At 74.9% G+C, this 23,656-nt stretch carries 27 protein-coding genes; 16 read left to right on the plus strand and 11 right to left on the minus strand.

Annotated features, from left to right (window positions below):
- Nucleotides 1–23 precede the first annotated feature (23 nt).
- Nucleotides 24–446: an ATP-binding protein gene (locus JE024_RS32780; protein ID WP_205377517.1), complete on the minus strand. Its 423-nt coding sequence runs from the start codon at nucleotides 444–446 to the stop codon at nucleotides 24–26.
- A 222-nt stretch (nucleotides 447–668) separates the two neighbouring features.
- Between JE024_RS32780 and JE024_RS32785 the strand changes: the two genes are divergently transcribed.
- The 6 genes from JE024_RS32785 (at nucleotide 669) to JE024_RS32810 (ending at nucleotide 6,107) form a co-directional block, all read left to right on the plus strand.
- Nucleotides 669–1,568: an STAS domain-containing protein gene (locus JE024_RS32785; RefSeq protein WP_205378473.1), complete on the plus strand. Its 900-nt coding sequence runs from the start codon at nucleotides 669–671 to the stop codon at nucleotides 1,566–1,568.
- Complete coding sequence (locus JE024_RS32790) at nucleotides 1,565–1,987, plus strand: STAS domain-containing protein (protein ID WP_205377518.1); 423 nt, start codon at nucleotides 1,565–1,567, stop codon at nucleotides 1,985–1,987. Before JE024_RS32785 ends, JE024_RS32790 begins: the two co-directional genes overlap by 4 nt.
- Nucleotides 1,984–2,520, plus strand: coding sequence for an ATP-binding protein (locus tag JE024_RS32795; protein ID WP_372449891.1), 537 nt, complete (start codon nucleotides 1,984–1,986; stop codon nucleotides 2,518–2,520). Before JE024_RS32790 ends, JE024_RS32795 begins: the two co-directional genes overlap by 4 nt.
- Nucleotides 2,517–3,524 carry a SpoIIE family protein phosphatase gene (locus JE024_RS32800; RefSeq protein ID WP_244883305.1) on the plus strand — a complete coding sequence of 336 codons (1,008 nt, stop codon included), beginning with the start codon at nucleotides 2,517–2,519 and terminating at the stop codon, nucleotides 3,522–3,524. Before JE024_RS32795 ends, JE024_RS32800 begins: the two co-directional genes overlap by 4 nt.
- On the plus strand, nucleotides 3,521–4,768 hold the full coding sequence (locus JE024_RS32805; RefSeq protein ID WP_205377520.1) for a PP2C family protein-serine/threonine phosphatase: 1,248 nt from the start codon (nucleotides 3,521–3,523) through the stop codon (nucleotides 4,766–4,768). The genes JE024_RS32800 and JE024_RS32805 overlap by 4 nt, the downstream gene beginning before the upstream one ends.
- A 136-nt stretch (nucleotides 4,769–4,904) precedes the next feature.
- Complete coding sequence (locus JE024_RS32810; protein WP_205377521.1) at nucleotides 4,905–6,107, plus strand: PP2C family protein-serine/threonine phosphatase; 1,203 nt, start codon at nucleotides 4,905–4,907, stop codon at nucleotides 6,105–6,107.
- A 47-nt stretch (nucleotides 6,108–6,154) separates the two neighbouring features.
- Here the strand turns inward: JE024_RS32810 and JE024_RS32815 are convergent, their stop codons facing one another.
- From JE024_RS32815 to JE024_RS32825, 3 genes are all read right to left on the minus strand, one after another.
- Nucleotides 6,155–6,661, minus strand: a complete 507-nt coding sequence (locus tag JE024_RS32815) for a MarR family winged helix-turn-helix transcriptional regulator (protein WP_205377522.1) — start codon at nucleotides 6,659–6,661, stop codon at nucleotides 6,155–6,157.
- Between the two features lie 257 nt (nucleotides 6,662–6,918).
- Complete coding sequence (locus tag JE024_RS32820; protein ID WP_205377523.1) at nucleotides 6,919–7,356, minus strand: ATP-binding protein; 438 nt, start codon at nucleotides 7,354–7,356, stop codon at nucleotides 6,919–6,921.
- A 126-nt stretch (nucleotides 7,357–7,482) separates the two neighbouring features.
- Nucleotides 7,483–7,857, minus strand: a complete 375-nt coding sequence (locus tag JE024_RS32825; protein WP_205377524.1) for an STAS domain-containing protein — start codon at nucleotides 7,855–7,857, stop codon at nucleotides 7,483–7,485.
- A gap of 234 nt (nucleotides 7,858–8,091) precedes the next feature.
- On the opposite strand from JE024_RS32825, the gene JE024_RS32830 reads away from it, so the two are divergent.
- From JE024_RS32830 to JE024_RS32845, 4 genes are all read left to right on the plus strand, one after another.
- Nucleotides 8,092–8,511, plus strand: coding sequence for a PRC-barrel domain-containing protein (locus JE024_RS32830; RefSeq protein WP_205377525.1), 420 nt, complete (start codon nucleotides 8,092–8,094; stop codon nucleotides 8,509–8,511).
- Between the two features lie 260 nt (nucleotides 8,512–8,771).
- On the plus strand, nucleotides 8,772–10,439 hold the full coding sequence (locus tag JE024_RS32835) for a PP2C family protein-serine/threonine phosphatase (RefSeq protein ID WP_244883306.1): 1,668 nt from the start codon (nucleotides 8,772–8,774) through the stop codon (nucleotides 10,437–10,439).
- Nucleotides 10,436–11,605, plus strand: a complete 1,170-nt coding sequence (locus JE024_RS32840; RefSeq protein WP_205377527.1) for a cobalamin B12-binding domain-containing protein — start codon at nucleotides 10,436–10,438, stop codon at nucleotides 11,603–11,605. The genes JE024_RS32835 and JE024_RS32840 overlap by 4 nt, the downstream gene beginning before the upstream one ends.
- Entirely contained in the window at nucleotides 11,602–11,991 is a 390-nt protein-coding gene (locus tag JE024_RS32845; RefSeq protein WP_205377528.1) for an STAS domain-containing protein, read from the plus strand. Before JE024_RS32840 ends, JE024_RS32845 begins: the two co-directional genes overlap by 4 nt.
- A 117-nt stretch (nucleotides 11,992–12,108) precedes the next feature.
- On the opposite strand, the gene JE024_RS32850 is transcribed toward JE024_RS32845, so the two are convergent.
- Nucleotides 12,109–12,477 carry a winged helix-turn-helix transcriptional regulator gene (locus tag JE024_RS32850; RefSeq protein ID WP_205377529.1) on the minus strand — a complete coding sequence of 123 codons (369 nt, stop codon included), beginning with the start codon at nucleotides 12,475–12,477 and terminating at the stop codon, nucleotides 12,109–12,111.
- Nucleotides 12,478–12,531: 54 nt separating this feature from the next.
- On the opposite strand from JE024_RS32850, the gene JE024_RS32855 reads away from it, so the two are divergent.
- Nucleotides 12,532–13,419, plus strand: coding sequence for an NAD(P)-dependent oxidoreductase (locus JE024_RS32855; protein WP_205377530.1), 888 nt, complete (start codon nucleotides 12,532–12,534; stop codon nucleotides 13,417–13,419).
- 83 nt (nucleotides 13,420–13,502) lie between these two features.
- Complete coding sequence (locus JE024_RS32860; protein WP_205377531.1) at nucleotides 13,503–14,210, plus strand: ribonuclease H family protein; 708 nt, start codon at nucleotides 13,503–13,505, stop codon at nucleotides 14,208–14,210.
- Between the two features lie 37 nt (nucleotides 14,211–14,247).
- Here the strand turns inward: JE024_RS32860 and JE024_RS32865 are convergent, their stop codons facing one another.
- Nucleotides 14,248–14,718 (minus strand): SRPBCC family protein, encoded by a 471-nt coding sequence (locus tag JE024_RS32865; RefSeq protein ID WP_205377532.1) that lies wholly within the window; start codon nucleotides 14,716–14,718, stop codon nucleotides 14,248–14,250.
- A 291-nt stretch (nucleotides 14,719–15,009) separates the two neighbouring features.
- Between JE024_RS32865 and JE024_RS32870 the strand changes: the two genes are divergently transcribed.
- A complete protein-coding gene (locus JE024_RS32870) occupies nucleotides 15,010–15,507 on the plus strand; it encodes a phosphatase domain-containing protein (protein ID WP_205377533.1) in 498 nt (165 codons plus the stop codon).
- A 70-nt stretch (nucleotides 15,508–15,577) separates the two neighbouring features.
- Here JE024_RS32870 and JE024_RS32875 read toward each other — a convergent pair whose 3' ends face one another.
- Nucleotides 15,578–15,793: a dodecin gene (locus JE024_RS32875; protein WP_205377534.1), complete on the minus strand. Its 216-nt coding sequence runs from the start codon at nucleotides 15,791–15,793 to the stop codon at nucleotides 15,578–15,580.
- Nucleotides 15,794–16,138: 345 nt separating this feature from the next.
- Between JE024_RS32875 and JE024_RS32880 the strand changes: the two genes are divergently transcribed.
- The 3 genes from JE024_RS32880 to JE024_RS32890 all read left to right on the plus strand — a co-directional run bounded on the left by JE024_RS32880 (nucleotide 16,139) and on the right by JE024_RS32890 (nucleotide 19,287).
- Nucleotides 16,139–17,386: an extracellular solute-binding protein gene (locus JE024_RS32880; RefSeq protein ID WP_205377535.1), complete on the plus strand. Its 1,248-nt coding sequence runs from the start codon at nucleotides 16,139–16,141 to the stop codon at nucleotides 17,384–17,386.
- 174 nt (nucleotides 17,387–17,560) lie between these two features.
- Nucleotides 17,561–18,406, plus strand: coding sequence for a GNAT family N-acetyltransferase (locus JE024_RS32885; protein WP_205377536.1), 846 nt, complete (start codon nucleotides 17,561–17,563; stop codon nucleotides 18,404–18,406).
- Nucleotides 18,403–19,287 carry a lysophospholipid acyltransferase family protein gene (locus JE024_RS32890; protein WP_205377537.1) on the plus strand — a complete coding sequence of 295 codons (885 nt, stop codon included), beginning with the start codon at nucleotides 18,403–18,405 and terminating at the stop codon, nucleotides 19,285–19,287. The genes JE024_RS32885 and JE024_RS32890 overlap by 4 nt, the downstream gene beginning before the upstream one ends.
- Here JE024_RS32890 and egtD read toward each other — a convergent pair.
- The 4 genes from egtD to egtA are packed head-to-tail and all read right to left on the minus strand — an operon-like array spanning nucleotide 19,182 to nucleotide 23,561.
- Entirely contained in the window at nucleotides 19,182–20,144 is a 963-nt protein-coding gene (gene egtD, locus JE024_RS32895) for an L-histidine N(alpha)-methyltransferase (protein ID WP_205377538.1), read from the minus strand. The two genes, JE024_RS32890 and egtD, sit on opposite strands and share 106 nt — an antisense overlap.
- Nucleotides 20,141–20,896, minus strand: a complete 756-nt coding sequence (gene egtC, locus JE024_RS32900; protein ID WP_205377539.1) for an ergothioneine biosynthesis protein EgtC — start codon at nucleotides 20,894–20,896, stop codon at nucleotides 20,141–20,143. Before egtC ends, egtD begins: the two co-directional genes overlap by 4 nt.
- Complete coding sequence (gene egtB / locus JE024_RS32905; protein WP_205377540.1) at nucleotides 20,896–22,290, minus strand: ergothioneine biosynthesis protein EgtB; 1,395 nt, start codon at nucleotides 22,288–22,290, stop codon at nucleotides 20,896–20,898. Before egtB ends, egtC begins: the two co-directional genes overlap by 1 nt.
- Nucleotides 22,287–23,561 (minus strand): ergothioneine biosynthesis glutamate--cysteine ligase EgtA, encoded by a 1,275-nt coding sequence (gene egtA, locus JE024_RS32910; RefSeq protein WP_205377541.1) that lies wholly within the window; start codon nucleotides 23,559–23,561, stop codon nucleotides 22,287–22,289. Before egtA ends, egtB begins: the two co-directional genes overlap by 4 nt.
- Between the last annotated feature and the right edge of the window lie 95 nt (nucleotides 23,562–23,656).

Here is a 23,656-nt window from a genome sequence, read left to right on the forward strand (position 1 = left end):
CCCCCTCGGGTGCGATGTGCGTCTCATCTCAGCGGCACCAGCACATGGACGGCCTTCCCGCCGGGCACGGAGACGATGGTGACATCCTTGCTGAGACGGCGTACGACACGCAGCCCGAACCCTCCGGGACTCATGTCCCCCGGCGCGGCGTGGCGCGTGGTGGGCCAGTCGTGGCTGCGGTCGCCGACCGTGATCCACAGACCCTCCTCCGACACGGTCGCCGTGAAGGTGCTCACGCCTCCGCCGTGCCGGATGGCGTTCGTCACGAGCTCCGATGTCACCAGCAGCGCGTCGGCGACGACCACGTCCTCGTCGTGGCCCGGCCGCTGCCGGCAGAACTCCTCGTCCAGTAGCCGCCGCACCTCGTCACGCGCGGCGGCCGCCGTGACGTCCCGTGCACCCGCGAGGAGTTCGGAGCGGACCGAAGCCGTTTCGTCCGTGGTCATGGGCACAACCCCCTGTCTCGACCTGAGTCCGTATGGTGTTCGTCTGTCCACGGAGGGGGCTTTGCACACGTAACGAACCTGTCGGATCACGTTCCGGATCGGTGAAGACGCCGCCGGAGGGGCCGACGCCCGGGGCTGCTGAGACAGTTGCCGGGCGGCTACTATTCGGGCTGGTCCCGGGTTCGCCCGGGCACCACACCATGCAGTCGTGGAGAGGCGATGATGAGTTCCACCGAGTCCGCCGTACGGGATCGTCTGGCAGAAGTACTGGCACGACGGGGCACCGAGATCGCCGACCGGTGGGTGCAGCTCCAGCTCGACCGCGCCGATCCCGGCGCCCGGTCCGTCCCCGAGGCCGATCTGCGCGAGGAGGGCGACGCCCTCGTCGCCGCCCTGCCCGCCGCCATGGAACGCCCGGCACCGGCCGGCCACGGGCTCGGCGGACACCCCGAACTCCGCGACACCGTCGTGGACATGTCGCTGCGCAGGGCCAGGGCCGGAGCCGTGCCGTCGGCCACCTCGCAGGCCGTCCTCGGGCTCAAGGAAGCCCTGCTGGAGGCCGTCCGGCACGAGACGTTCGGGCCCGAGGAGATGTTCCACGCGGCCCTGCTCCTCAACGGGCTGCTCGACGCCGCGGCCGCGCTCTGCTTCGAGACCTACGCCGAGGGCCGCGAGGAGATCATCCGCCGCCAGTCCCGGCAGCTCCTGGAGGCGTCCACGCCCGTGGTGCAGCTGTGGCAGGACGTCCTCGCCGTCCCGCTCATCGGCAACCTGGACACCGCCCGCAGCCAGATCGTCATGGAGCACCTCCTGGAGGCCATCCAGCGGCACGGGGCGCTCGTCGCGATCATCGACATCACCGGGGTCCCGATGGTGGACACCTCCGTCGCGCAGCACCTGATGCAGACGGTGAAGGCGGTGCGCCTGATGGGGGCCGAGTGCGTCGTCAGCGGCATCCGCCCGGCGATCGCCCAGACCATCGTCCAGCTCGGCATCGATCTCTCGGACATCCTCACCCGGGCCTCCCTCGCGGACGCCCTGGCAACCGCCGTCCGGCTCACCGGGCAGGAGTCCGTCCAGGAGTCGGTTGCCGCGGCGGACGGCGTGCGGAGCGTGCGATGAGCTTTCCCGACGTCGGCCGTGTGCCGATCCTCACCCTGGGGGACACCCTGGTCACCGGGCTACTCAGCGAGCTCGACGACACCTCCGCCATGGCCCTGGCCGAGGAACTGACGGCCCGAATCGCGTCCGACGGCGCCCGCGGCGTGCTGATCGACATCTCCCGGGTGCAGGTCATCGACTCCTTCGTGGCCCGCGCCCTGATGGAACTCAGCACCATGGCGCAGCTCCTCGGCGCCCGGGTGATCGTCGCCGGGATGAGCCCGCCGGTGGCCGTGACGCTGGTGGAGCTGGGCATCGAACTCACCGGCGTCGAGACGGCACTCGACGCCGAACGCGGCATGGCGGCCCTCGGCTGGACGCAGAGCTCCGCCGCGTCCGTGCCACCCCGGCCGCGCGCCGTGGAGGGGGCGGCCGGATGATGCGGTCCGACGAGACGGGCCACGGCGCCCGCGGAGCGAACCGGGCCGGGCCGGGGGCCGCGACGGCCGGCGCGCCCGCACTCGGCGCCCAGCGCGGGCCCCTCGCCGACGGCGGCCCCGCGGGTGCCGCCGACACGTCCGCCGAGTGCCCGGTCCGCACCGAGGAGGACCTGCTGACAGCCCGTCACGCCGTGCGCGCCGCCACCCAGCGGCTCGGGTTCAGCCTCGTGGACCAGACCAGGGTCGTCACGGCGGCCAGCGAACTCGCCCGCAACGCCTTCGTCCACGGCGGCGGCGGAATGCTGCACATCGAACCGCTGCGGCGCGGCGGGGGAGCGGGGCTGCGCCTCACCGTCCGCGACGACGGCCCGGGCATCGCCGACCTCGAAGGCGCCCTCACCGACGGCTTCACCACCGGCGGCGGACTCGGGCACGGCCTCGGCGGAGCACGCCGGCTGATGCACGAGTTCGACGTGCGCAGCACACCGGGCGAGGGCACCACCGTGACCGCGGTGCGGTGGACCGACCGGTGACCGCCGCCGAGCCGCTCCCCACCGCCCAGGTGCGCATCGACCACGAGAGCGCCGTGCACCTGGCCGCCACCGTCGCCCGTGACACGGCGCTGCGGTGCGGCCTGGAGGGGGCGCGTCCGGACAGTGCGGCGGCCGTGGCGAGCGAACTGGCGAGCAACCTCCACAAGCACGCCAGGGACGGCGCCGTCTACGTCCAGCCGCTGACCCTCGGTCAGGGGCTGGAGATCGTCGCCGTCGACCGCGGGCCCGGGATGGCCGACCTGCGACAGTGCCTCGCGGACGGCTACACCACGACCGGCACGCTCGGCACCGGCCTCGGCGCCGTGCGCCGGGTCGCCGACGACTTCGTCATCCGCAGCCGCACCGGCTACGGCACGGCCGCGTCGGCCCGCATCGCGGCCACCGCCCGCGCGGCGGGGACGGAGGCGGCCGGCACCGGGGCAGTGTGCCTGCCCGCCGACGGCGAGACCGAGTGCGGCGACGCCTGCGCCGTGCGCGACACCGACAGCGGCCGCACCGCCGTCGTCGTGGACGGACTCGGGCACGGCGAGCCCGCCGCCCGCGCGGCCCGCACCGCGCTGCGCGCCTTCGACTCCGCCTGCGCCGCGCCGCTGCCCGACATCATGCGGACGCTCCACCGCGCGCTGCGCCACACCCGGGGCGCGGCGGTGGGGCTGCTGCGCCTGCTGCCCGGCCGCGCCGAGTACTGCGGCGTCGGCAACATCCGCATGTGCCTGCTGTCCGCCGACGCCCCGCGACAGCGCATGGAGAGCCGCCCCGGCGTCGTCGGCTGGAACCTGCCCACCCCCCAGGTGCGCAGCGCCCCCGTCGAGGCCGGCCAGCTCGTCGTCGTGCACTCGGACGGCATCGAGTCCCGGTGGGCGCACTCCCCGCCGCCGGCCCTGCTCAGCCTTCCCGCCGAACTCCTGCCCGCCGCGCTCGCCCACCGCCACCGAAGGTCACGGGACGACGCCACGGCCCTGACCCTCACGGTGCCGCGATGACCGAACACACCAGCCGGCGACGTCCGCTGGAGAGCCTCGCCGCCGTGCGCCGCGCGGTGCGCTCCATCGCCGTCCGGCACGGCCTGCCGGTGGAGACCCGCGCACGGCTCACCGCCGCCGTCGCCGAGGTGGCCCGCCAGGACCTCGAACGCGGGCGTCCGGTCGGCGTCACCGCGCGGCGCGGCCCCGAGGACGGCCCCGCCGCCGGCATCCTGACCGTCGCGCTGAGCACCGCCCCGCCGGCCGACACGGGCGCCCTGGCGCTGCTGCCCGCGCCCGCGGCGTCCGGCGCGCGCCGGACCGAGTGGCGGCTCGCCCTCCCGTCGCCCCGCCCCGCCGGGGACCGGGCGGCCGTGCACCCCGCCGGCTGCGAGGAGGCGGCGGAGGAGGAACTGGCCCTGCTCCTGGCCGGGACGGACTCCCTGGCCGCGGACCACCAGCGCCTCAAGAGCGAGCTCGACGAGACCAACAGCGGCGTGCTCGCCCTCTACGTCCAGCTCGAGGAGCGCGACGAACGGCTGCGCCGGGCCCACGGCCAGATGCTGCGCGAACTGGAGGACGCCCTGCGACCCCCGCCGCTCAGCGTGCCCGGCCTCGACCTCGCCGTGCACTACGCGCCCGCGGACACCGACGCCCCCACCGGCGGCGACCTCTACGACTGGTTCGTGCTGCCCGACGGCAGCGTCCACATCACCGTGGTGGACGCCCTCGGCCACGGCGTGGGCAGCACCCGCGCCGCGCTCGACGTCACCCACGCCGTCCGGACGCTCGCCCTGGACGGCTACCCGCTGAAGACGATCGTCGGACGCGCGAGCGAGGTACTCAACGGCATCGACCCCGAGCTGATGGCCACCCTCCTGCTGGTCCGGATCGACACCGCCGGCGGGGAGCTGCTGCTCGCCAACGGCAGCCATCCGCCCGCGCTGGTGGTGCGGGCCGGCGGTGCGACCGAGTACCTGGACGTGACCGGCCGCGGCGTCGGCTACCCGCAACCCGGCAGCGACCACGTCCTGCGCACCCGCTTCGACGCCGGCGACCTGCTGGTCCTCTACACCGACGGGCTGACCGAGAGCCGCCGGGACCCGCTGGAGGGCGAACGCCGCCTGGCGGCGTCGGCGGCGCGCCACGCGGGCCGCCCGGTCGACGAGATCCCCGGCGCCATCGCCGGGGACATGCACACCCTGGTCCTCCATCCGGACGACACCCTGGCCCTCACGCTGCGCAGGCGGCAGGACGGCTGGTAACCGCACCCCCCGGCTGCCCCACCGGCCGGATCAGGACGAAGAGACGATCCAATACACCGCCCGCCCCCACGACCATGGCCGGGCGGCACACACGGGCGATCGCCGGGACCCCCGGCGCCGAGAGAAACTGGACGACGTGGACAGATCTGCCGCTTTCGAGCGGGAACTGCGCGGTGCCGCACCGCATGCGCTGCTGGACGTGGTCACCGCCGAGCTGACCGAGCGGTACGGGGCCGAGAAGGTCGAGCTGCGCATGGCGGACTACGCCATGCGCTCGCTCCAGGCCGTCGGCGACCAGCCGGGCAGCGGCGAGCCGGTCGCCGTGCACGGCACCCCCCAGGGCCGCGCGTTCGGCGCCCAGGAGCCGGCCCTCACCCGGGACGGGGGACACGTCGACGTCCATCTGCCCGTCACCATCCGCGGCGACCGCCTCGGCGTGCTCTCCGTGCGCCTGCCCGACGACCACAACTCCCAGGAGCTGGTGCCCGAGCTCGAATACGTCTGCCAGGCCCTCGGGCACGAGATCCTGGTCGCCGAGCGCGACACCGACCTCTACATCCTCGCCCGCCGCGCGGCCCGGCTGACCCTCGCCGCGGAGATGCAGTGGCAGCTCCTGCCGGGACGCTCCTGCGAGCGCACCGAGTTCGCGCTCGGCGCCCACCTGGAGCCGGCGTACGCGATCTTCGGCGACAGCTACGACTGGTCGGTGTCCGCCGACCACCTCACGCTCGCGATCGCCAACGGGATGGGGGAGGGCATCGAGGCCGCCCTGCTGAGCAACCTCGCGATCAACGCGCTGCGCAACGCGCGTCGCGCCGGTCTCGGACTCGCCGACCAGGCCACCCTGGCCGACCAGGCGGTCTACTCCCACTACCAGGGGCGTGCGCACGTCTCGGTGCTGCTGCTGCGCTTCGACTGCCGCACCGGCGAGGTCGAGGCGGTCGACGCCGGCTCCCCGCGCATGTGGCGCCTGCGGGACCGCGCCGTCGAGGCCGTCCCCTTCGACCACCAGCTCCCGCTGGGCATGTTCGAGGACAGCGTCTACACCACCCAGAGCTTCACGGTGCGGCCCGGCGACCGGCTGCTCTTCGGCAGCGACGGGGTGTACGACGCCGCGTCCCCGGGCGGGGAGCCGTACGGCGACCGGGCGCTGGCCCGCTCGCTCCTCGGCACCACGCTGCTTCCCCCGGCCCAGGTGCCGCACGCCGTGCTGCGGGAACTCGCGGGCTACCACGGGGAGTCGCCGCTGGACGACGACGCCCTGGTGATCTGTCTCGACTGGTACGGGCGCCCCGGGACCGGGGACGCGCCCGGGGCGGCGGTGGCGCCCGGGAGCTGAGCCCGCGGGGCGGCGGGGGCGGCCGTCAAGGGGCGCCCCCGCCCGGTTCAGGCCGAGCGGGCGTCCTTGACCGCCGCGGGTCTCCGGGGGAGCGTGCCCGCGTCGTCCAGGGCGTCCTGGAAGCTGGAGAGCCCGTGCAGCAGCGCGGAACGCGCGGACGGCGGCATCGCGGCGATCACCTCCAGCAGCGCCACCTGCCGCTGGGCGCGCAGATCACGCAGATAGGCCCGGCCGCGGGGGGTGAGACGCAGCTCCAGTTCGCGCCGGCTGACCTGGCTCGGCTGCCGCCTCACGAAGCCCAGCGCCTCCAGGCGGTCGCAGAGCCGGCTCACGGACGGGGGAGCCGAGCCCAGCACCTGGCCCAGGGTGCGCAGATTGATGCCGTCGTCACGGTCGAGGCAGTAGAGGACGCGCAGTTGGGACGCCGAGACCGGCGCGGGCGACACCATGTCCTTGCCGCGTTCCCAGAGCACCTCCAGGAGCTCGATCAGCTCACGGGCGGCCTCGGCGGTCGCCTCGGGTCCGCCGTCGGAAGCGGTGCTGTTCGCGTCCATATCTGGTGACACTCCGAAATCAGACGTCCTCGGCCGGTGGCGCCGCCTGCGCTCCGCGCGCCTGCCCTTGCCTCTCCCGGAAAGCGTTGACCGTTCGGCTACGCGGCACGCGTGGTGGAACGTGCCGTGTGCGGGGCGCCGCTCCCGGCGCGGGCCGGGCGGGTCGCTCCGCGCCCCCACCATATCCGGCCACCTCACCTGGTCGGCAGCGAAGGCGCACGTCGCTCCGTTCCCCGGGGCGCACCGGCCGGTCACCGTCAGGCGTCCGAGGGGGCGCCCAGCACGTGCGCCCACACCCGCTTGCCGTCGGCACGGCTGTCCACTCCCCACCCCGCGGCCAGATGGTCGAGCAGGTGCAGACCGAAACCGCCGGACGCGGTGGAGACCCCCGGGGTGCGCTGGGCGAGGGGGGCCGGGCTCCCGTCGCGCACGGCGATCCGCACGCCGTCGGGGAGCGGCTCGACGTGCAGCCAGGCGTCGGTGCCCGCGTGGCGGTGGGCGTTGGTCACCAGCTCCGACACCAGCAGGACGGCCACCTCGACCCGCTCGGACGGCCAGCCCCAGGTGCCGAGGGCGGCGGCGGTCAGGTCGCGGGCACGGGCGAACGCGCCCGGCTCCTGCGGGATGTGCCAGATGTGCCCTTGTGCGTCCATCACATCCCCCGCCTCGTTCGCCCCGGCCTGAAAATACCGCATCGAAGGCTACGCGATGGCCGCCCGGCCCCGCTCGCCCTGCGCGGGCCCGTCCCGTGACCGGCCCGCGTGCCCGGGCTCCGCGGCACCCCCCGTCGCCGGGGAGCGCGCCGCGGAGCCGGCGGGCGCCTACTCCTCCCCGGCCTGCCGGATGGCCGCGACGGCCGTCTCGACATCGGTGTGCAGGGGAGTGGTCACCGTCAGACCGGTGATCTCCAGCAGCCGCCGCACCGCCGGGGTCGGGGCCACCAGATGCACGTCCCCGCCCTTCTCCCGGGCCTCGCGGGAGCCCTTGATCACGACGTTGAGGCCGGAGGAGTCCATGAACGTCAGCGCCGACAGGTCCAGCACCAGATGACGGCGGCCGTGCGTGAACTGGTTCGCCATGTGGTGGTGCAGGAACGTGGCGGACTCGATGTCCAGCTCGCCCCCGACGGTCAGGACGGCCGTCGCGTCGTCGAGGATCTCGACCTCGATGTCCAGGTTCTCTTCTCGAACGGCCATGGCTCTCCTGCTCTTCGATGGTAGGGACGTCCCGGGATACGGACCCGGCTCCGGCCCGGACGCCTGCGCGGCGCCCAGGCACACATTGTCATGCGGCAACTGTCACTGTCCGGCGGGGGCCGGGACGGGCCGGGCATGCCGCACGGGAACGAGGGCAGGCGAAGGGCAGGACGGCGGCCGGACGGCACACGGATCACAGACCCCGGCTGCCCCCGGACGAAAGGACGATGCACCATGACGGCAGGCGGCACCCCGATCCTGACCACGCTCACCGACTGCGACCAGACCGTGGCCGACGCCGACGAGGACGTACGCGGCCGGAAGGTGACGGACGCGGAGGGCAACGACCTCGGACGCGTCGGCGACCTCATCGTCGACGCCGACGAGCGCAAGGTCCGGTTCCTGCTGGTCGAGCACGGCGGCTTCCTCGGGCTGGGCGAGAAGAAGTCCTTCGTCCCCGTGGACGCCGTGGTGCGGATCACCGACACCCAGGTCCACATCGCGCCCTCCCACGAACAGGTCGCCGAGGCCCCCGCGTACGACCCCGACCTCGTCGACGCGAACGAGTACTACGCGGGCGTCTACCGCCACTACGGCTACGCCCCCTACTGGGGGGCGGGCTACGTCTACCCGGGGTACCCGTTCATCCGCTGACCGGCGCGGCCGTACGAGCCCGCGATGTGAAGCCGGTGCGCCGCCCGTATGTGCCCGCGATGTGAAGCCGGTGCGCCGCCCGTGTGTGGGTGTTGCCGTACGGCATCGATCGGGGGGTGATTGCGGCGGCTCGGCTTGATGCCGCTTCGCCCGGTGGGCGAAGGTGGCTCCACCCGTGATGTCCAGCGGAAGGGACAGGGCCGGCCCGCCGGCCCTGCACTATGACAGCTCCCGAGGAGTCCCCGGTTCAACAGCAAGGCATGCCGACCGTGACCGTTTCCTGGCTGCGGGCGCCCTACCCGTCGTTCGTGGTCGACGCCGACGGAGGCGTGGTGGAGGTCAACGAGGCCGCCACCCGCCTCTTCCCCGGGATGATCACCGGCGCATGGCTGGCCGACGTCGCCCCGTCCTGGCTGGCCGACGCGCACAGCCGGTTCACCGCGGCCGCCCGGCGCCGCGCCGACCCGCCCGGCGGACACCCGGCGGAACCCGGACCGGCCGGGGTCTTCCCCGTGCAGGCCGCCCGGGGCCCCCACGGGGGACGGATGTTCGCCGCGCACCCCACACCCTCGGCGGGCGGCGACGTGGCCTGGTGGCTGGCCGACGACACCGACCGGCACGCCGCCGAGGAGGCCCTGCGCGGTGAACGCGAACGGGCGCTGCTCCTGACGGAGGCGTCCTCCCGGCTCCTGGCCTCGCTGAACGTCGACCGCTGCATGGAGGTGACCGCCCAGCTCGCCGCGGAGCACCTCGCCGACGCGGCGGTCGTGGTCGCCCCGCGCAGCGGCCGCCGCCACGCCGTCATCGCCGCCTCCGAGGGGCGGACGAGCAGGCACACCACCACCATGGACCCCACCCTCGTCCCCGGCCTCGCCGAGGCCCTCCAGGGCTTCCCGCCCGTGCCGTCCCGGTGGATAGACCCCCTGGCCCTGCCCGGCTGGGTGGTCCCCGACGGCTGGGACGGCCCGGTGGGCTCCGTGGTGGTCACCCCGCTCCCCGGGCACGGGGTGCCGGCGGGGGCGCTGATCCTGCTCCGCCGCGACGGCCACGCCGCCTTCACGGCGTCGGACGAACTGTTCGGCCGCCTGTTCGCGGCGCGCGCCGGTGCGGCGGTCTCCGCCGCCCGGATGTACAGCGAGCAGGCCACCATCACCCGGACCCTGATGGCCGAGCTGCTCCCCCCGCGCCTCCACCACGTGAACGGCGTCGACTTCGCCGGCGGCTACCGCGCCGCCCGCGACTCCGAACGCATCGGCGGCGACTTCTACGACGTCCATCCGGGGGCGACGCCCGACAGCCCGTCCCTGGTGGTGCTCGGCGACGTCTGCGGCAAGGGGCTGGAGGCGGCCGTGCTCACCGGCAGGATCCGCACCACCCTCCAGGCGATGATCCCGCTCGCGGGGGACCACCAGCAGATGCTGAGACTGCTCAACGGCTCGCTGGTGACGTCCCGGCACACCCGGTTCGCCACACTGGTCCTGGCCTCCGTGCGGCGCGAGGGCGGCCGCACGGGCCTGCGGCTGACCAGCGCCGGCCACCCGCCGCCGCTGATCGTGCGCAACACCGGCGAGGTCGAGGAGGCCGACACCGCGGGCACCCTCGTCGGCGCCCTGCCCGAGGTGACGGCCCGCTCGGCGGCCGTGGACCTGGCGCCGGGCGAGACCTGCGTGCTCTACACCGACGGGATCACCGAGGCACGCGGCGGCCCGCTCGGCGGCGAGATGTTCGGCGAGACCCGGCTGAAGGCGGCGCTCGGCGAGTGCGCCGGACTGCCGGCCGAGGCCGTGGTCGAACGGGTGCAGATGCTCGCGTCCCAGTGGGTGGGCGACCGGGCCCACGACGACATGGCCGTCGTCGCCATCACGGCTCCGCACTCGACGCATCTCACGGCGGTGGACGGCCGCACCCGGGGCAGGTTCACCGCATGACCGCAGCTCCCACCGCCCCCGACGGCGCCCCGGGCCCCGACGGCTCCCCGGCCCGCGACGGCGCCACCGCCCCCGAGGCCGGCGGCGCCGCGCCCGCCGACGCCGCACGGGCCTGCCGCGACACCCGCGACCTGCTCTGGTCCGCCCTGGCCGGACGGGACGAACAGGCCGCCGCCCGCGCCGTGTTCGACGCCCTCGACGGCGGTGTCACCACCGAACAGGTGCTGCTCGACGTCATCGCGCCCGTCCAGGCCCGGGTGGGCGAGGAATGGGCCGCCGGCCGGATCGGCGTCGCCCAGGAGCACGCCGTGACCGCCATCCACGAGCGGGTCATCGCCGCGTTCGCCCTGCGCGCCGCCCCGCCCGGGACCCCGTGCGCCGGCCGGGTCGCGGTGGCCTGCGTCGACGGCGAATGGCACGCGCTGCCGGCCCGGATCCTCGCCGAGGTGCTGCGCGCCCGCGGATTCACCGTGGACTTCCTCGGCGCGCAGGTGCCGACCCCCCATCTGATCGCCCACCTCCACCAGACCGGCCCCGACATCGTCGCCCTCTCGTCCTCCCTGCCGACCCGGCTGCCGGCCGCCCACGCGGCGATCTCCGCCGTGCAGGCCATCGGCCTGCCGGTGATCGCCGGCGGCGCGGCCTTCGGGACCGACGGCCGCTACGCCCGCCTGCTCGGGGCGGACGGCTGGGCCGCGGACGCCCGCGACGCCGTCGAGGTCATCGGGCAGACGCTGGGCGGGGGCGACCGCACCGCCTTCCACCAGCCGATCGACGACCTGCCCCACCTCGCCGACCAGGAGTACACCCTGATCAGCCGGGGCCGTCCCGACCTGGTGCGCACCACCCTCACCGGCCTGGCGGAGCGCCTCCCGGCCGTGCGCGCCTACACCGACCGCCAGCGCGAGCGGACCTCGGAGGACCTCGCGCACATCGTCGACTTCCTGGCCGTGTCCCTGTACACCGACGACCGCGCGCTGTTCGGCGGCTTCCTCGGCTGGACGGGCGACATCCTGGAAGCCCGGGGCGTCCCGGCGGACGTCCTGCTGCCCGGCCTGGAGCTGCTGTCGGACGAGCTCAAGGACTTCCCCCGCGCCCTCCGCCACCTCGCACACGGCCGCGCCACCGTCGCGGCCCGCCCGAAAGCAGCATCCGGACAGGTATGACCACACACCCCGACGACATCCTCCACCTCACCGTCTGCACCGCGGACGACGGCGGGGTGTGCCTGCGCCTCGTGGGCGAACTCGACTGGGAGAGCGCGGGCGATCTCGTCGAGACCGCCCGCGAACAGCTCGGCCGGCAGCCGCGGCCGCGCCCCGCCGTGCACCTCGACTGCGCCCAGCTCTCGGTGTGCGACTCGACGGGGCTCTCGGCGCTGCTGATGGTGCACCGCGACGTCACGGCCGCGGGCGCCTCGCTGCGCCTGGACAACCGGCCGGCCTTCCTCGACCGCATGCTCGCGCTCACCGGCACCCTGGACCACCTCACCGGCACCCCGCCGGCGCGGACCGCACGGCTGGACGGCGACGGGACCGACGCCCCGCGCTGAGCCGCGCCGGTAGCCACCTTTTAGTGGGTACTTGGCAGACGCCCGGGGCCCGGCGAGTCTTGGTGACGGGAGGCGGGCACCGGGCCGGCCGCCCGGCGGGAAGGAGGTGGCGCGGTGTCAGGCGACCGGTGAGGCCCCGGCCGCCGCGGACCGTCCGGCCAGCATGTCCAGCCGGCGGTGCCCCCACGCGGACAGGGGCGCCAGCGCCTCGGAGAGGTCGCGGCCGAACGGGGTCAGGGAGTACTCCGTCCGCAGCGGCAGCACGTCGTGCACCTCCCGGTGCACCAGTCCGTCCGACTCCATCTCGCGCAGCGCCTGCGTGAGCACCTTCTCGCTCAGGCCCGGCAGGGCCCGGCGCAGCGCGCCGGGGCGCTGCGGGCCGGCCTCCAACTGCCACAGCAGAGCGGTCTTCCACTTGCCGTCGATCACGGCGACCGCAGCGGTCACTCCGCACACCTCCGGATCCAGGGCACGGCTTCGCGTCATCGCCGATCCGTCCTTTTTATTGCCATCCACCCATATTCGTACGGGAGTTGTCTCATGTCCACGAACCCCCAGCCGTCCGACGTCACCGTACTCGGACTCGGCCCCATGGGCCGCGCCCTGGCCGGCGCCTTCCTCGCCGCGGGCCTCGGCACGACGGTATGGAACCGGACCCCCGGCAGGGACGCCGAACTGGTAGCCCGCGGGGCGCGGCCCGCCGCCTGTGCCGCCGAGGCGGTCGCCGCGAGCCCGCTGACCGTGGTCTGCGTGGTGAACTACGACGCCGCCGACGCGGTGCTGCGCGCGGACGCGGTGGCCTCGGCCCTCGCCGGCCGCACCGTGGTGAACCTGACGGCGGACACCCCCGAACGCGCCCGGGACACCGCCCGCTGGGCGGCCGGGCAGGGGATCCGCTACCTCGACGGCGCGATCATGACACCGACCACCACCATCGGCACGCCCGACGCGGTCCTCATCCACAGCGGTCCCGAGGACCTCTACCGCGAGTACGAGCCGGTCCTCGCGGCGCTGGGCGGCACCCACACCCACCTCGGCGAGGAGATCGGCCGGGCGGCGGCCTACGACGTCGCCCTGCTCGACATCTTCTGGACGGCGATGGCGGGCTGGGCGCACGCCGTGGCCGTGGCGCGGGCGGAGGGGATCACCGCCCGGGAGCTGGCGCCGTTCGCCCAGGGCATCGGCGCGATCCTGCCGCCCGTCTTCGCGGAGACGGCCGAGGACGCCGACAGCGGCACCTACTCCGGCGAGGGCAACCCGCTCACCTCGGCGGTGTCGTCGATGGCGCACATCGTGGCGGCCTCCGAGTCGCACGGCATCGACGCCGGCGTGATGCGGGCCGCCGAGGGCCTCGCCCGCCGTGCCGTCGGCCTCGGCCACGGCGACGACGGGTTCGTCCGGGTCGCGGAGGTCCTCTCCCGCCGCTGAGCCGCCCCGCCCCGGCTCCCCGGCACCCGGCCGGGGAGCCGGGGCGGCCGGAGCACACCCGCGGGCGTGGCAGGATCGGGGGAATGGTGGAACGAATCATCGCCGCGTGTGACGGGGCGTCGAAGGGTAATCCCGGACCGGCTGCCTGGGCCTGGGTGATCGCCGGTGCGGACGGCGAGGTGGCCTCGTGGGAGGCGGGCCCGCTGGGGCGGGCGACCAACAACGTCGCCGAGCTGACCGCGCTGCGCGAACTGCTCGGACGCACCGGGCCCGAGGTCCCGCTGGAAGTGCGCATGGACTCGCAGTACGCGATGAAGGCGGTGACCACCTGGCTCCCCGGCTGGCGCCGCAAGGGCTGGAAGACGGCCGCCGGCACCCCCGTCGCCAACCAGGACCTGGTGATGGCGATCGACGCCCTGCTCAGCGGCCGGGACGTGCGCTTCGTCTACACCCCCGCCCACCAGGTCGACGGGGACGCGCTGAACGCGGCCGCCGACGCCGCCGCCAGCCAGGCCGCCCGCACCCAGCAGGCCGCCGGCTCGGACCGGGGCTCCGAACTCCCGCCGCCCGAGCCGCCGTCGAAGCCCGCCGCGGGCCGCTCACGCCGTCCCGCGGCCGGCGGCGGCACGGGCGCCAAGGGGGGCGCGAAGGGCGGCTCCCGGGGGACGCTCAAGGCCAAGTTCCCCGGCCGCTGCCGGTGCGGCCGCCCCTACGACAAGGGCGAGTCGATCGCCAAGAACCCCGACGGCTGGGGCCACCCCGCCTGCGCCGCGACCGCCGCGGCCGGCTGACCCGCCCGCACCGGGGCGGCCACGGCCGCCCCGGCCCTCAGCCGCCCTCGACCAGCCCGGCCAGGTTGTCCAGCGCCATCCGCGTCCCGGCCTCGTTGTCCTCGGGCCGCACGGCGTCGGGCAGCCCTTCGTGCACGACGAGCACCTCCGTCCCGCCGTCCTCGGCCGCGGCCAGCGAGGTCGTCATCGTCATGGTGCCGCCGAACTCCGGGTCCGCCGACTCGAAGGCGAGCACCTCGACCACCTTCTCGTCGGGGACGAGTTCGGCGAAGTGGCCGTGGTACGTGTCGGTCCGGGCGTCCGACTTGCCCTCCGTGCCCGGGGCGCCGGTGTCGTCGTAGGTCAGCGAGACCCGGAACCTGCCCCCCTGCCGGGCGTCGAACTCGTGCACCCGCGCGCTCATCCCGTCCGGCACCCGCCATCGGGCGACGGCACCGGGATCGAGCAGCGCCCGGTAGACGGCCGCGGGGGAGGCGTTCACATGGCGGGAGACGCGCGTCGTGTGCATGAGGCGAATCTAAGGGCTGTCCCGCGATCCCCGGCGGGCGCGCGACGACAGCTGGGGCACCTCGCCGCGTTGTCGAATCGCCCGAATATGCCCGGTATGAGGACGACTCTCCGCCTTGCGATGCGTCCCCTGTGCCCTGCGGGCCCGGGGAGGCCCCACGCATCTGACGCCGCACGCTGATCCACCGGGCATGACGGGACAGCCCTGAGGGGCCGGGGACCGCCTCCCGCGCGCCGCCCGGCGGTACCCGCGCCCGCCGGGCGGCGGGCGGCGGGGCCTACGCTGAGGGCCGTGACGACGCGAGACAGCAGGCCGCTGGCCGTATTCGACCTCGACGGGACGCTCGCCGACGCCGGGCACCGGCAGCATCTGCTGCGGCGCGCGCCGCGCGACTGGGACGCGTTCTTCGCCGCGGCGCCCGACGACCCGCCGCTCGACGAGGGCGTGCGGCTGTGCCGGGAGGCGGCGGGGGAGTGCGAGATCGTCTATCTCACCGGCCGCCCGGAGCGGTGCCGCCGGGACACGGTGGACTGGCTCGCCGCCCGGGAGCTGCCCGAGGGCCGGATCTTCATGCGGCGCGACGACGACCGGCGACCCGCCCGCAGGACCAAGCTGGAGATCCTGCGGCGCCTCGGCGCGGGCCGCGGGATCCGGATGCTCGTCGACGACGACGAGCTGGTGTGCCTGGACGCCGAGCGGGCGGGCTTCCGGGTGGTGCGCGCCGTCTGGGGCGTGGAGAGCACCGGTGCGGCCATGCGGGACGCCCAGGAGCGCGAAGGGCGCACCTGACGCGGCCGGGAGCGTGCCCGGGCCCGCGGGGTGCGCCCGTGCCGGGAGGGCTCGGCCCTCCCGGCGCCGCTCACTCGCCGTCCTCCAGCCGGAACCCGACCTTCAGCCCCACCTGGTAGTGCTCGATCTGCCCGTCGGCGATGTGCCCGCGTACCTGGGTGACCTCGAACCAGTCGAGGCCCCGCAGGGTCTGGGACGCCCGTGTGATGCCGTTGCGGATGGCCTGGTCGACGCCGTCCGGGGAGGTCCCCACGATCTCGGTGACCCGGTAGGTGTGGTTCGACATGTGCGTCGTGCTCCTCTCGATGCGTTCTCTCCACGGTGCCGCACCCCGCACGGTCCCGCGAGGCGTCGGCCGCCGCTCCGGGGGCGCGGTGTCCGCATGCTGGTCGGCCGGCGGGGCCCCCGCCGGGACGGCCCGGCACGGCCGAACGACCGTGATTCGGCCACCGGATGACGCGCCGATGATGTCCCGGATGACATCGGTGTCCGCTGTCGGCCACTTCACACTCCGCTTTCCGGACTTGACCGGACGTATGGTCCATACCAAAATCCAGCCAGCCCGTGCGAGCGTCAGCTCCTCCCCCCACGTCGGGTCCCGTTCATGTGCCCCGACGCAGAAGGTGACCTCGTGAAGAACCGCTACCTCGCTCTGTCCACCGTGCTCGCCTGTTCGCTCGCCCTCGGTGGGTGCGGTCTGATACCGGGCGGTTCCGACACCCGCACCGTCAGCATCTGGCTCATGCAGAACAGCGTCTCGGAGGACTGGCTGAACCGTTTCACCGAGACGTTCGAGAAGGAACACCCCGGCATCGAGCTGGAGGTGACGTTCCAGGAGTGGACGGGCATCGGCAAGAAGGTCACCGAGGCGCTCCGCAGCGACGACGCCCCCGAGGTCATCGAGGTCGGCAACACCCAGGTCGCCGGCTACGCGGAGAGCGGCGGTCTGCGCGACCTCACCCTGGAGTCCGTGCGCGACCTGGGCAACGAGGACTGGCTGCCGGGCCTCGCCGAGCCGGGCAGCGTCAACGGCTCCCAGTACGGCATCCCCTGGTACGCGGCCAACCGTGTCGTCATCTACAACAAGGAGCTCTTCGCCGAGGCCGGCATCACCGAGCCGCCGAGGACCCGCGCCGAATGGCTGGAGATCTCCGAGAAGCTCGACAAGCCCGGCCAGGACGGCATCTACCTCTCCGGCCAGGACTGGTACACCCTGGCCGGCTTCATCTGGGACGAGGGCGGTGAACTCGCCGTCGAGAGAGCGGGGGAGTGGGAGGGCGCGCTGCACTCCAAGGCCGCCCTGCGCGGGATGAAGTTCTACGAGGAGCTCCAGGCCCACGGCAGCGGCCCCAAGGACGGCGACGAGGAGACCCCGCCGCAGGCGGAGGTGTTCGCCAAGGGCAACGTCGCCCAGATGATCGCCGTGCCCAGCGCCGCCACCGTCATCGAGAAGGCCAACCCCGAACTCAAGGGCAAGCTCGGCTTCTTCCCCGTCCCCGGCAAGACCGCCGCCGCGCCCGGATCCGTCTTCATCGGCGGCTCGGACCTGATCGTGCCCGAGAACTCCAAGGAGCGCGCCGCGGCCGTCGAGGTGGTGTCCGCGCTCGCCGGCGACGAGTGGCAGCTCGACCTCGCCCGCACCATGAACTACGTGCCCAACAAGGCCACCCTCGGCCTGGAGCTGGAAGGCGTGGAGAGCACCTCCGCGATGGCCGCGGGAGCCGCACAGGGCCGGGCCACCCCCAACTCCCCGCAGTGGGCCGAGGTGGAGGTCGAGAACCCGATCAAGCCCTACATGACGGCCGTCCTCCAGGGCCAGGACCCGGCCACCGCCGCCCGCAGCGCCTCCACCCGGATCACGGCCGCCCTGCGCCCCTGACCGTCCCCCCGGCGCCCCGGGCCGCACGCCCGGGGCGCGGACGTCCGGCATTCAGCGTTCTCACATCCGCGCTCCGCCGGGCGGTCATGTCGAATCCAGCCTGTCACGGAAGAAACGAGGAGCCGGGCCGCCGCACCCGCGGTCCGTCCCCTCCGTCCGGCACAGGAGACCGCCATGCCCGCAACCCCCCTCGCCGCGCCCGCCCCGGTCCCCCTTCCCGCCGCCCCGCGGGGCCCCGCGGCGGTCCCGCCCGCCCCGGCCGCCGCTCCCGCGCAGGCCGCGGCCGGCGGCGACCACCGGTACGTCGTCTCCCTCGCGCGTGACCAGGACGAGGTGCGCGCCGCCCAGCGCCTGCGCCACCAGGTCTTCGCCGGTGAGATGGGAGCCCTGCTGAGCGGCCTTGAGCCCGGCCTGGACAGCGACGCGTTCGACGCCTGGTGCGACCACCTCCTGGTCCGCGAGAGCGTCACCGGCGAGGTCGTCGGCACCTACCGGATCCTGCCGCCCGAGCGCGCCCGGATCGCCGGACGCCTCTACTCCGAGAGCGAGTTCGACCTCACCCGGCTCGCCCCGATCCGGCACGACCTCGTCGAGGTGGGACGCTCCTGCGTCCACCCGCTGCACCGCAACGGCGCCGTCATCGCGCTGATCTGGGCCGGACTCGCCCGCTACATGACCCGCACCGGCCACAACTGGCTCGCCGGCTGCTGCTCGCTGCCGCTCGACGACGGCGGCACCCTCGCCGCGGCGACCTGGGAGACCGTGCGCACCCGCCACCTGGCGCCCGAGGAGTACTGGGTGACCCCGCACAAGCTGTGGAACGCGGCCGGCGCGCCCGCGCCCGCGAGCCGCACCGAGCTCCCGCCCCTGCTGCGCGGCTACCTCCGCCTCGGCGCCTGGGTCTGCGGAGCCCCCGCCCACGACCCCGAGTTCGGCGTCGCCGACCTCTACGTGCTGCTGTCGCTGCGCCGCACCGACCCCCGCTACCTGCGCCACTTCCTGTCGCTGGCCCCGCTGTGACGAGCGCCTGGCTGCCCACGGCGACCTGCACCCCCGAGGCGTGCGCCACCGGCGCAGGGCCGGCGGCCGGGGCCGCGCGGGCCGTGCTCCGGCTGACCGCCGGCACCGCGGTCGTCGCCGCCGGGATCCTGCTCGCCCCGGCCGCCGCCCTCCTCGGCACCCGCCCGCGCCACCGGCTCACCGCGTCCTGGTGCCGGGCGGTGCTCAGGGCCTTCGGCGTACGGGTGACCGTCGTCGGTGCCCCGCCGGGGCGCCCCGTGCCGCGGGCGGCGGCCGGCCCCGGCGAACTGGTCGTCGCCAACCACGTCTCCTGGCTCGACATCCCGCTGATCGCGGCCGTCCTGCCGGGCCGCATGCTCGCCAAGAGCGAGATCCGCCGCTGGCCTGTGCTGGGACCGGTCGCCGCCCGCGGCGGCACCCTGTTCGTCGAACGCGACCGGCTGCGGACCCTGCCCGGCACCGTCGCCGCCATGAGCGGCGCCCTGCGCGCCGGCTCCCGGGTCGTCGTCTTCCCCGAGGGCTCCACCTGGTGCGGCCGGGGGCAGGGCCGGTTCCGTCCGGCCGCCTTCCAGGCCGCCCTGGACGCGGGCGCCGTCGTGCGGCCCGTCCGGCTGTCCTACGGGCCCACCGGGGCCGCCGCCTTCGTCGGCGACGACCCGCTGGCCCTCTCCCTGTGGCGGGTCGCGACGGCCGCCCGGCTGACCGCGGAGATACGGCTGCTGCCGCCCCTCGTCCCCGGTCCCCGGACCGACCGCCGCGCCCTCGCCCGCTCCGCTCAGCTCGCCGTCGCCAGGCTCAGCGCGAACCGCCCCTCTCCGTCGGTCCACCAGTGCGTCAACTCCAGCCCGGCCGACGCGAGTTCGGTGCGCACGCCGTCCTGACGGAACTTGGCCGACACCTCCGTGCGCATCTCCTCGCCCTCGGCGAAGGGCACCACCAGATCCAGCTCGCGGATCTTCACGGTCAGCGCGGACCGGGCGCGCAGCCGCATCTCGATCCACTCGTGCTCCCGGTCCCACACGGCCACATGGTCGAAGTCGGCCGGATCCACGTCCGCACCCAGCTCCCGGGCGATCACCGACAGCACGTTCTTGTTGAAACGCGCCGTCACACCGGAGGCGTCGTCGTACGCCCGGACCAGCACCTCCTCGTCTTTCACCAGGTCCGTGCCGAGCAGCAGCGCGTCGCCCGGCTCCAGCAGGTCGCGCACCGAGCGCAGGAACAGGGCGCGCTCGGCGGGCAGCAGATTGCCGATCGTGCCGCCCAGGAACGCCACCAGACGCGGCCCCGGCGTCCCGGGCAGCGCCAGCCCCCGGGTGAAGTCCGCGATCAGCGCGTGCACGTCGAGCCCCGGACGCTCCGCGAGCAGCGCCTCGGCCGCCCCGGTCAGCGCGCTCTCGCTGACGTCGACCGGGACGTAGGTGTGCAGCTCCGTCAGGGCGTCGAGCAGGAAACGGGTCTTCTCCGACGACCCCGAGCCCAGCTCCACCAGGGTGCGGGCACCGGTCGCGGCGGCGATCTCCCCGGCCCGCGCCGCGAGGATCTCGCGCTCCGCACGGGTCGGGTAGTACTCGGGCAGCCGGGTGATCTCCTCGAACAGCTCGCTGCCGCGGGCGTCGTAGAACCACTTGGGCGGCAGCACCTTCGGGGTGCGAGTCAGCCCGCTGAGCACATCGGCGCGCAGATCGGCGCCGGTGGTGTCCTCGGGCATCGTGCGGGTCAGCAGGAACGGGCTCACTGGGTGGGCTCCTTGAGCTCGGTTAGCAGCAGGTCCGTCCGTGTCGCCATGAGCAGCGTACGGTCGGGCACCTCCTGCCAGCGCGGATCGTCGTCGTACGGCTCCGATGCCACGACCGTGCGGCCGCCGGAGCCCGTGAGGTACCACAGGGTGTCGCCCCACGCGGTCGCCGCGATGGCGCGGCCGTCGGTGAGGAGCAGGTTCAGCCGGGAGTCCGGCGCGGCGGCGGCGGTGTCCCGCACGGTGTCGGCCAGCGCCTGCCCCAGACCGTCACCCGCCCGCAGCCGGTGCAGCACCAGCGCCCACACCAGCGCCGAGTCGTTGCGCGCCTCCAGCGACAGCAGGTCGTCCGCCGGGAGCGTGCCCGCCAGGGCCCCCATCGAGGAGGGCCAGCCCCGCACCGCGCCGTTGTGCGAGAACAGCCACGGCCCGGAGGCGAACGGCGCCGCCGCCGCCTCCCCGTCCGCGCCCGCCGCGGTCGCGTCCCGGACGGCGCCGAGCACCGCCCGGCTGCGCACCACCCGGACGAGGTCGGCGAACGACAGGTCGCCCCAGACCGGCCCGGCCCGCCGGTAGCGGGCGGGCACCGGGTCGTCGTCGGCGTACCAGCCGACCCCGAAGCCGTCCGCGTTGACCGTGCCGTACCGCTGCCGGCGCGGGGCCCAGGACTGCCTCAGCAGCCCGTGCTCGGGCGCGACGAGCAGCTCGCCCAGCGGGGCCGGCGGTCCGAGCGCCGCGATGTGCCGGCACATCAGGCCTCCCCGTCCTGCCGGACGCGGGCGTCCCGGGCCGTGCGGAAGCCGGAGAAGATCTGCCGGCGCACCGGCAGGTCCCAGTTGCGGAAGGTGCCCCGGCAGGCCACCCGGTCCACGCCGAACGCCCCGCCGCGCAGCACCTTGTGGCCGGGCCCGAAGAACACCTCGGAGTACTCCCGGTAGGGGAAGGCCACGAAGCCCGGGTACGGCAGGAAGTCGCTCGCCGTCCACTCCCAGACGTCGCCGATCAGCTGCCGCACCCCGAGCGGCGAGGCGCCCGCCGGATAGCTGCCGGCGCGAGCCGGGCGCAGATGGCGCTGCCCCAGGTTGGCGTGGTCCGGGCCGGGGTCGGCGTCGCCCCAGGGGTAGCGCCGGGACCGGCCGGACCCCGGGTCGTGGCGGGCCGCCTTCTCCCACTCGGCCTCCGTCGGCAGCCGCCGGCCCGCCCAGCGGGCGTACGCGTCCGCCTCGTACCAGCTCACGTGCAGCACCGGCTCGTCGGCCGGCACCTCCTCCGTCACGCCGAAGCGCCGGCGCAGCCACACCCCGCCCTCCCGCCGCCAGAACAGCGGGGCGCCGATGTCGTGCCGGCGGATCTGGTCCCAGCCCTCGTCCGCCCACCAGCGGCGCTCGCCGTAGCCGCCGTCGTCGATGAACGCCTGGTAGGCGCCGCAGGTCACCGGTGCGGTGTCGATCCAGAACGCCGGCACCTCCCGCCGGTGCGCGGGCCGTTCGTTGTCCAGCGCCCACGGCTCGGTCGAGGTGCCCATCGTGAACGGACCGCCGGGCACCAGCACTTCGGCGGGCAGCGCGCCCACCGGACCGTCCGGCGGCTCGGGCGCGGTGAGGGCGGCCGGCCCCCGCCGGAGCTGGTGGGTGATCAGCATCGTCTCGTCGTGCTGCTGCTCGTGCTGCGCGATCATGCCGAAGGCGAAGGCCGCGTCGACCAGCGGCCCGCCCGCCAGCTCCGCCCGCTCCAGGATGTCCAGCACCCGGCCGCGCACGTCCGCCGCGTACAGCCGGGCCTCGGCCGGCGCCAGCAGCGGCAGCGAGGGACGGCTCGCGCGCGGGTGCTCGAAGGCGTCGTAGACGGAGTCGATCTCGGGCCGCATCGCCTCCCGGCCGCCGACGGTGCGCAGCAGCCACTGCTCCTCCTGGTTGCCGATGTGGGCGAGGTCCCACACCAGCGGCGACATCAGGGGGGAGTGCTGGGCGGTCAGTTCGCCGTCGTCGACGCACGAGGTGAGCAGCGCCGTCCGGGCGCGGGCGGCGACCAGGGCGTCGAGGGCCCGGCCGCGCGGATCGCCGAGCGGCCCGCCGTCGTACGGGGAGCCGGCGGCGGCGGTGGCCGCCGCGGCCCCGGCGGCGCGGGCCGGCTGGTGGTCGCTCATAGGACGGGCTCCTTGACCGCGGGCGGGAGGGTGAGGTCGTCGCCGGGGCACCGGCCGGGCAGCACGTACCGCTCGTTGAACGCCGCGACGGCCGCCACCAGGTCCGGTGTGGCGCCGATGCGCTCCAGCGCGCCGAGCGCCGCGTCGAAGGCGGTGACGGCGGCGGCGTGCACCGCCGGGTCGGCGAGACCCCGGCGGGCCGCCGACACCCACAGCGGGTTGACCGGTGCCGGCAGCGAACCGGCGTACTCGGCGAGCGGTTTGACCGCCCGGTACACCCGCTCCGCCGCCTCGGGATCGTCGAACAGGGCCGTCGTCACGGCGACGGGGATCATCCACCCGTCGTCGCCCGGCTGCGCGTCCAGCATGCGCAGCTCCAGATGACCGCGCGGCCGGACCGGCGGGAACAGCGTCGTCAGGTGGTAGTCCAGATCCTCCCTCGTGGGGGGCCGCGGCACCCCCGAGCGCAGCCACTGCCGGAAGGTCATCCCCGCGGGGCTGTCCCACGGGCCCCGCGCGTGCCGTACGCACATCACCGGCGCGTCCAGTGCGTGCGCCGCCCACGCGGCCCGCGGCTCCGCCCACGGTGCGGGCGCCAGCGCCCGGACGGGGTCGATGGCCGCCCACACGGCCTGCCGGGTCGACCGCCAGCCCGTGAAGCGGCCCCGGCGCGCGGGGGAGTTGGCGAAGGCAGCCAGCAGCACGGCGCCCAGCAGATGGGAGAGCTGCCAGCGCCTTGCGTGACCGAGGGGACCGGGCTCCTCCTCGCCCGCGTCCAGCGACACCTGGACGGAGGCCGAGGTGCACATCATGGTGCGCCCCGCGGGGCCGGCGCGGTCCAGATGCCGCTCCATCGCGTCGTAGCGCGGGTCGTGGAGCATCCGGCGGGGGGACTGCCAGGGATCGATGCCGTATCCGGCGGGGACCAGATCCGAGGCCGCGAGCGCCGCGCGCACGGCGCGCAGGTCGGCGGCGGTGGAGTCGACGCACTCCATCAGGGAGGAGGCGGGGGCGGAGCTGAGTTCGAGCTGGCCGCCCGGCTCGAAGGTCAGGGCCGAGGTCAGCGACAGGGCGCGCACATCGTCGTACGCCGCCCGCAGACGCTCCGCGTCCACCGGGGCGGCGGGTCGTCGACGATCATGGATCAGCCATTCGACCTCGACACCCACCACCCGGGGCGGGCCGGTCTTGAAGCAGATACATCGGAGCAGGTCCTCGGCCTCGTCCTCGGATATCCGGGGACCGAAGCCGTCGGAATCTGGCGGATGCATGAGCGACTCCTCCACTCGAAGGATCCCGCGAAGGGACTCTGTCAACCTAAGGCCACCGCCGCCGGTCCGCACAAGGGTGCCCCCGGGGGCGGAAA

Origin of the sequence: Streptomyces zhihengii (assembly GCF_016919245.1) — a bacterium.
GTDB classification, from domain to species: Bacteria; Actinomycetota; Actinomycetes; order Streptomycetales; family Streptomycetaceae; genus Streptomyces; species Streptomyces zhihengii.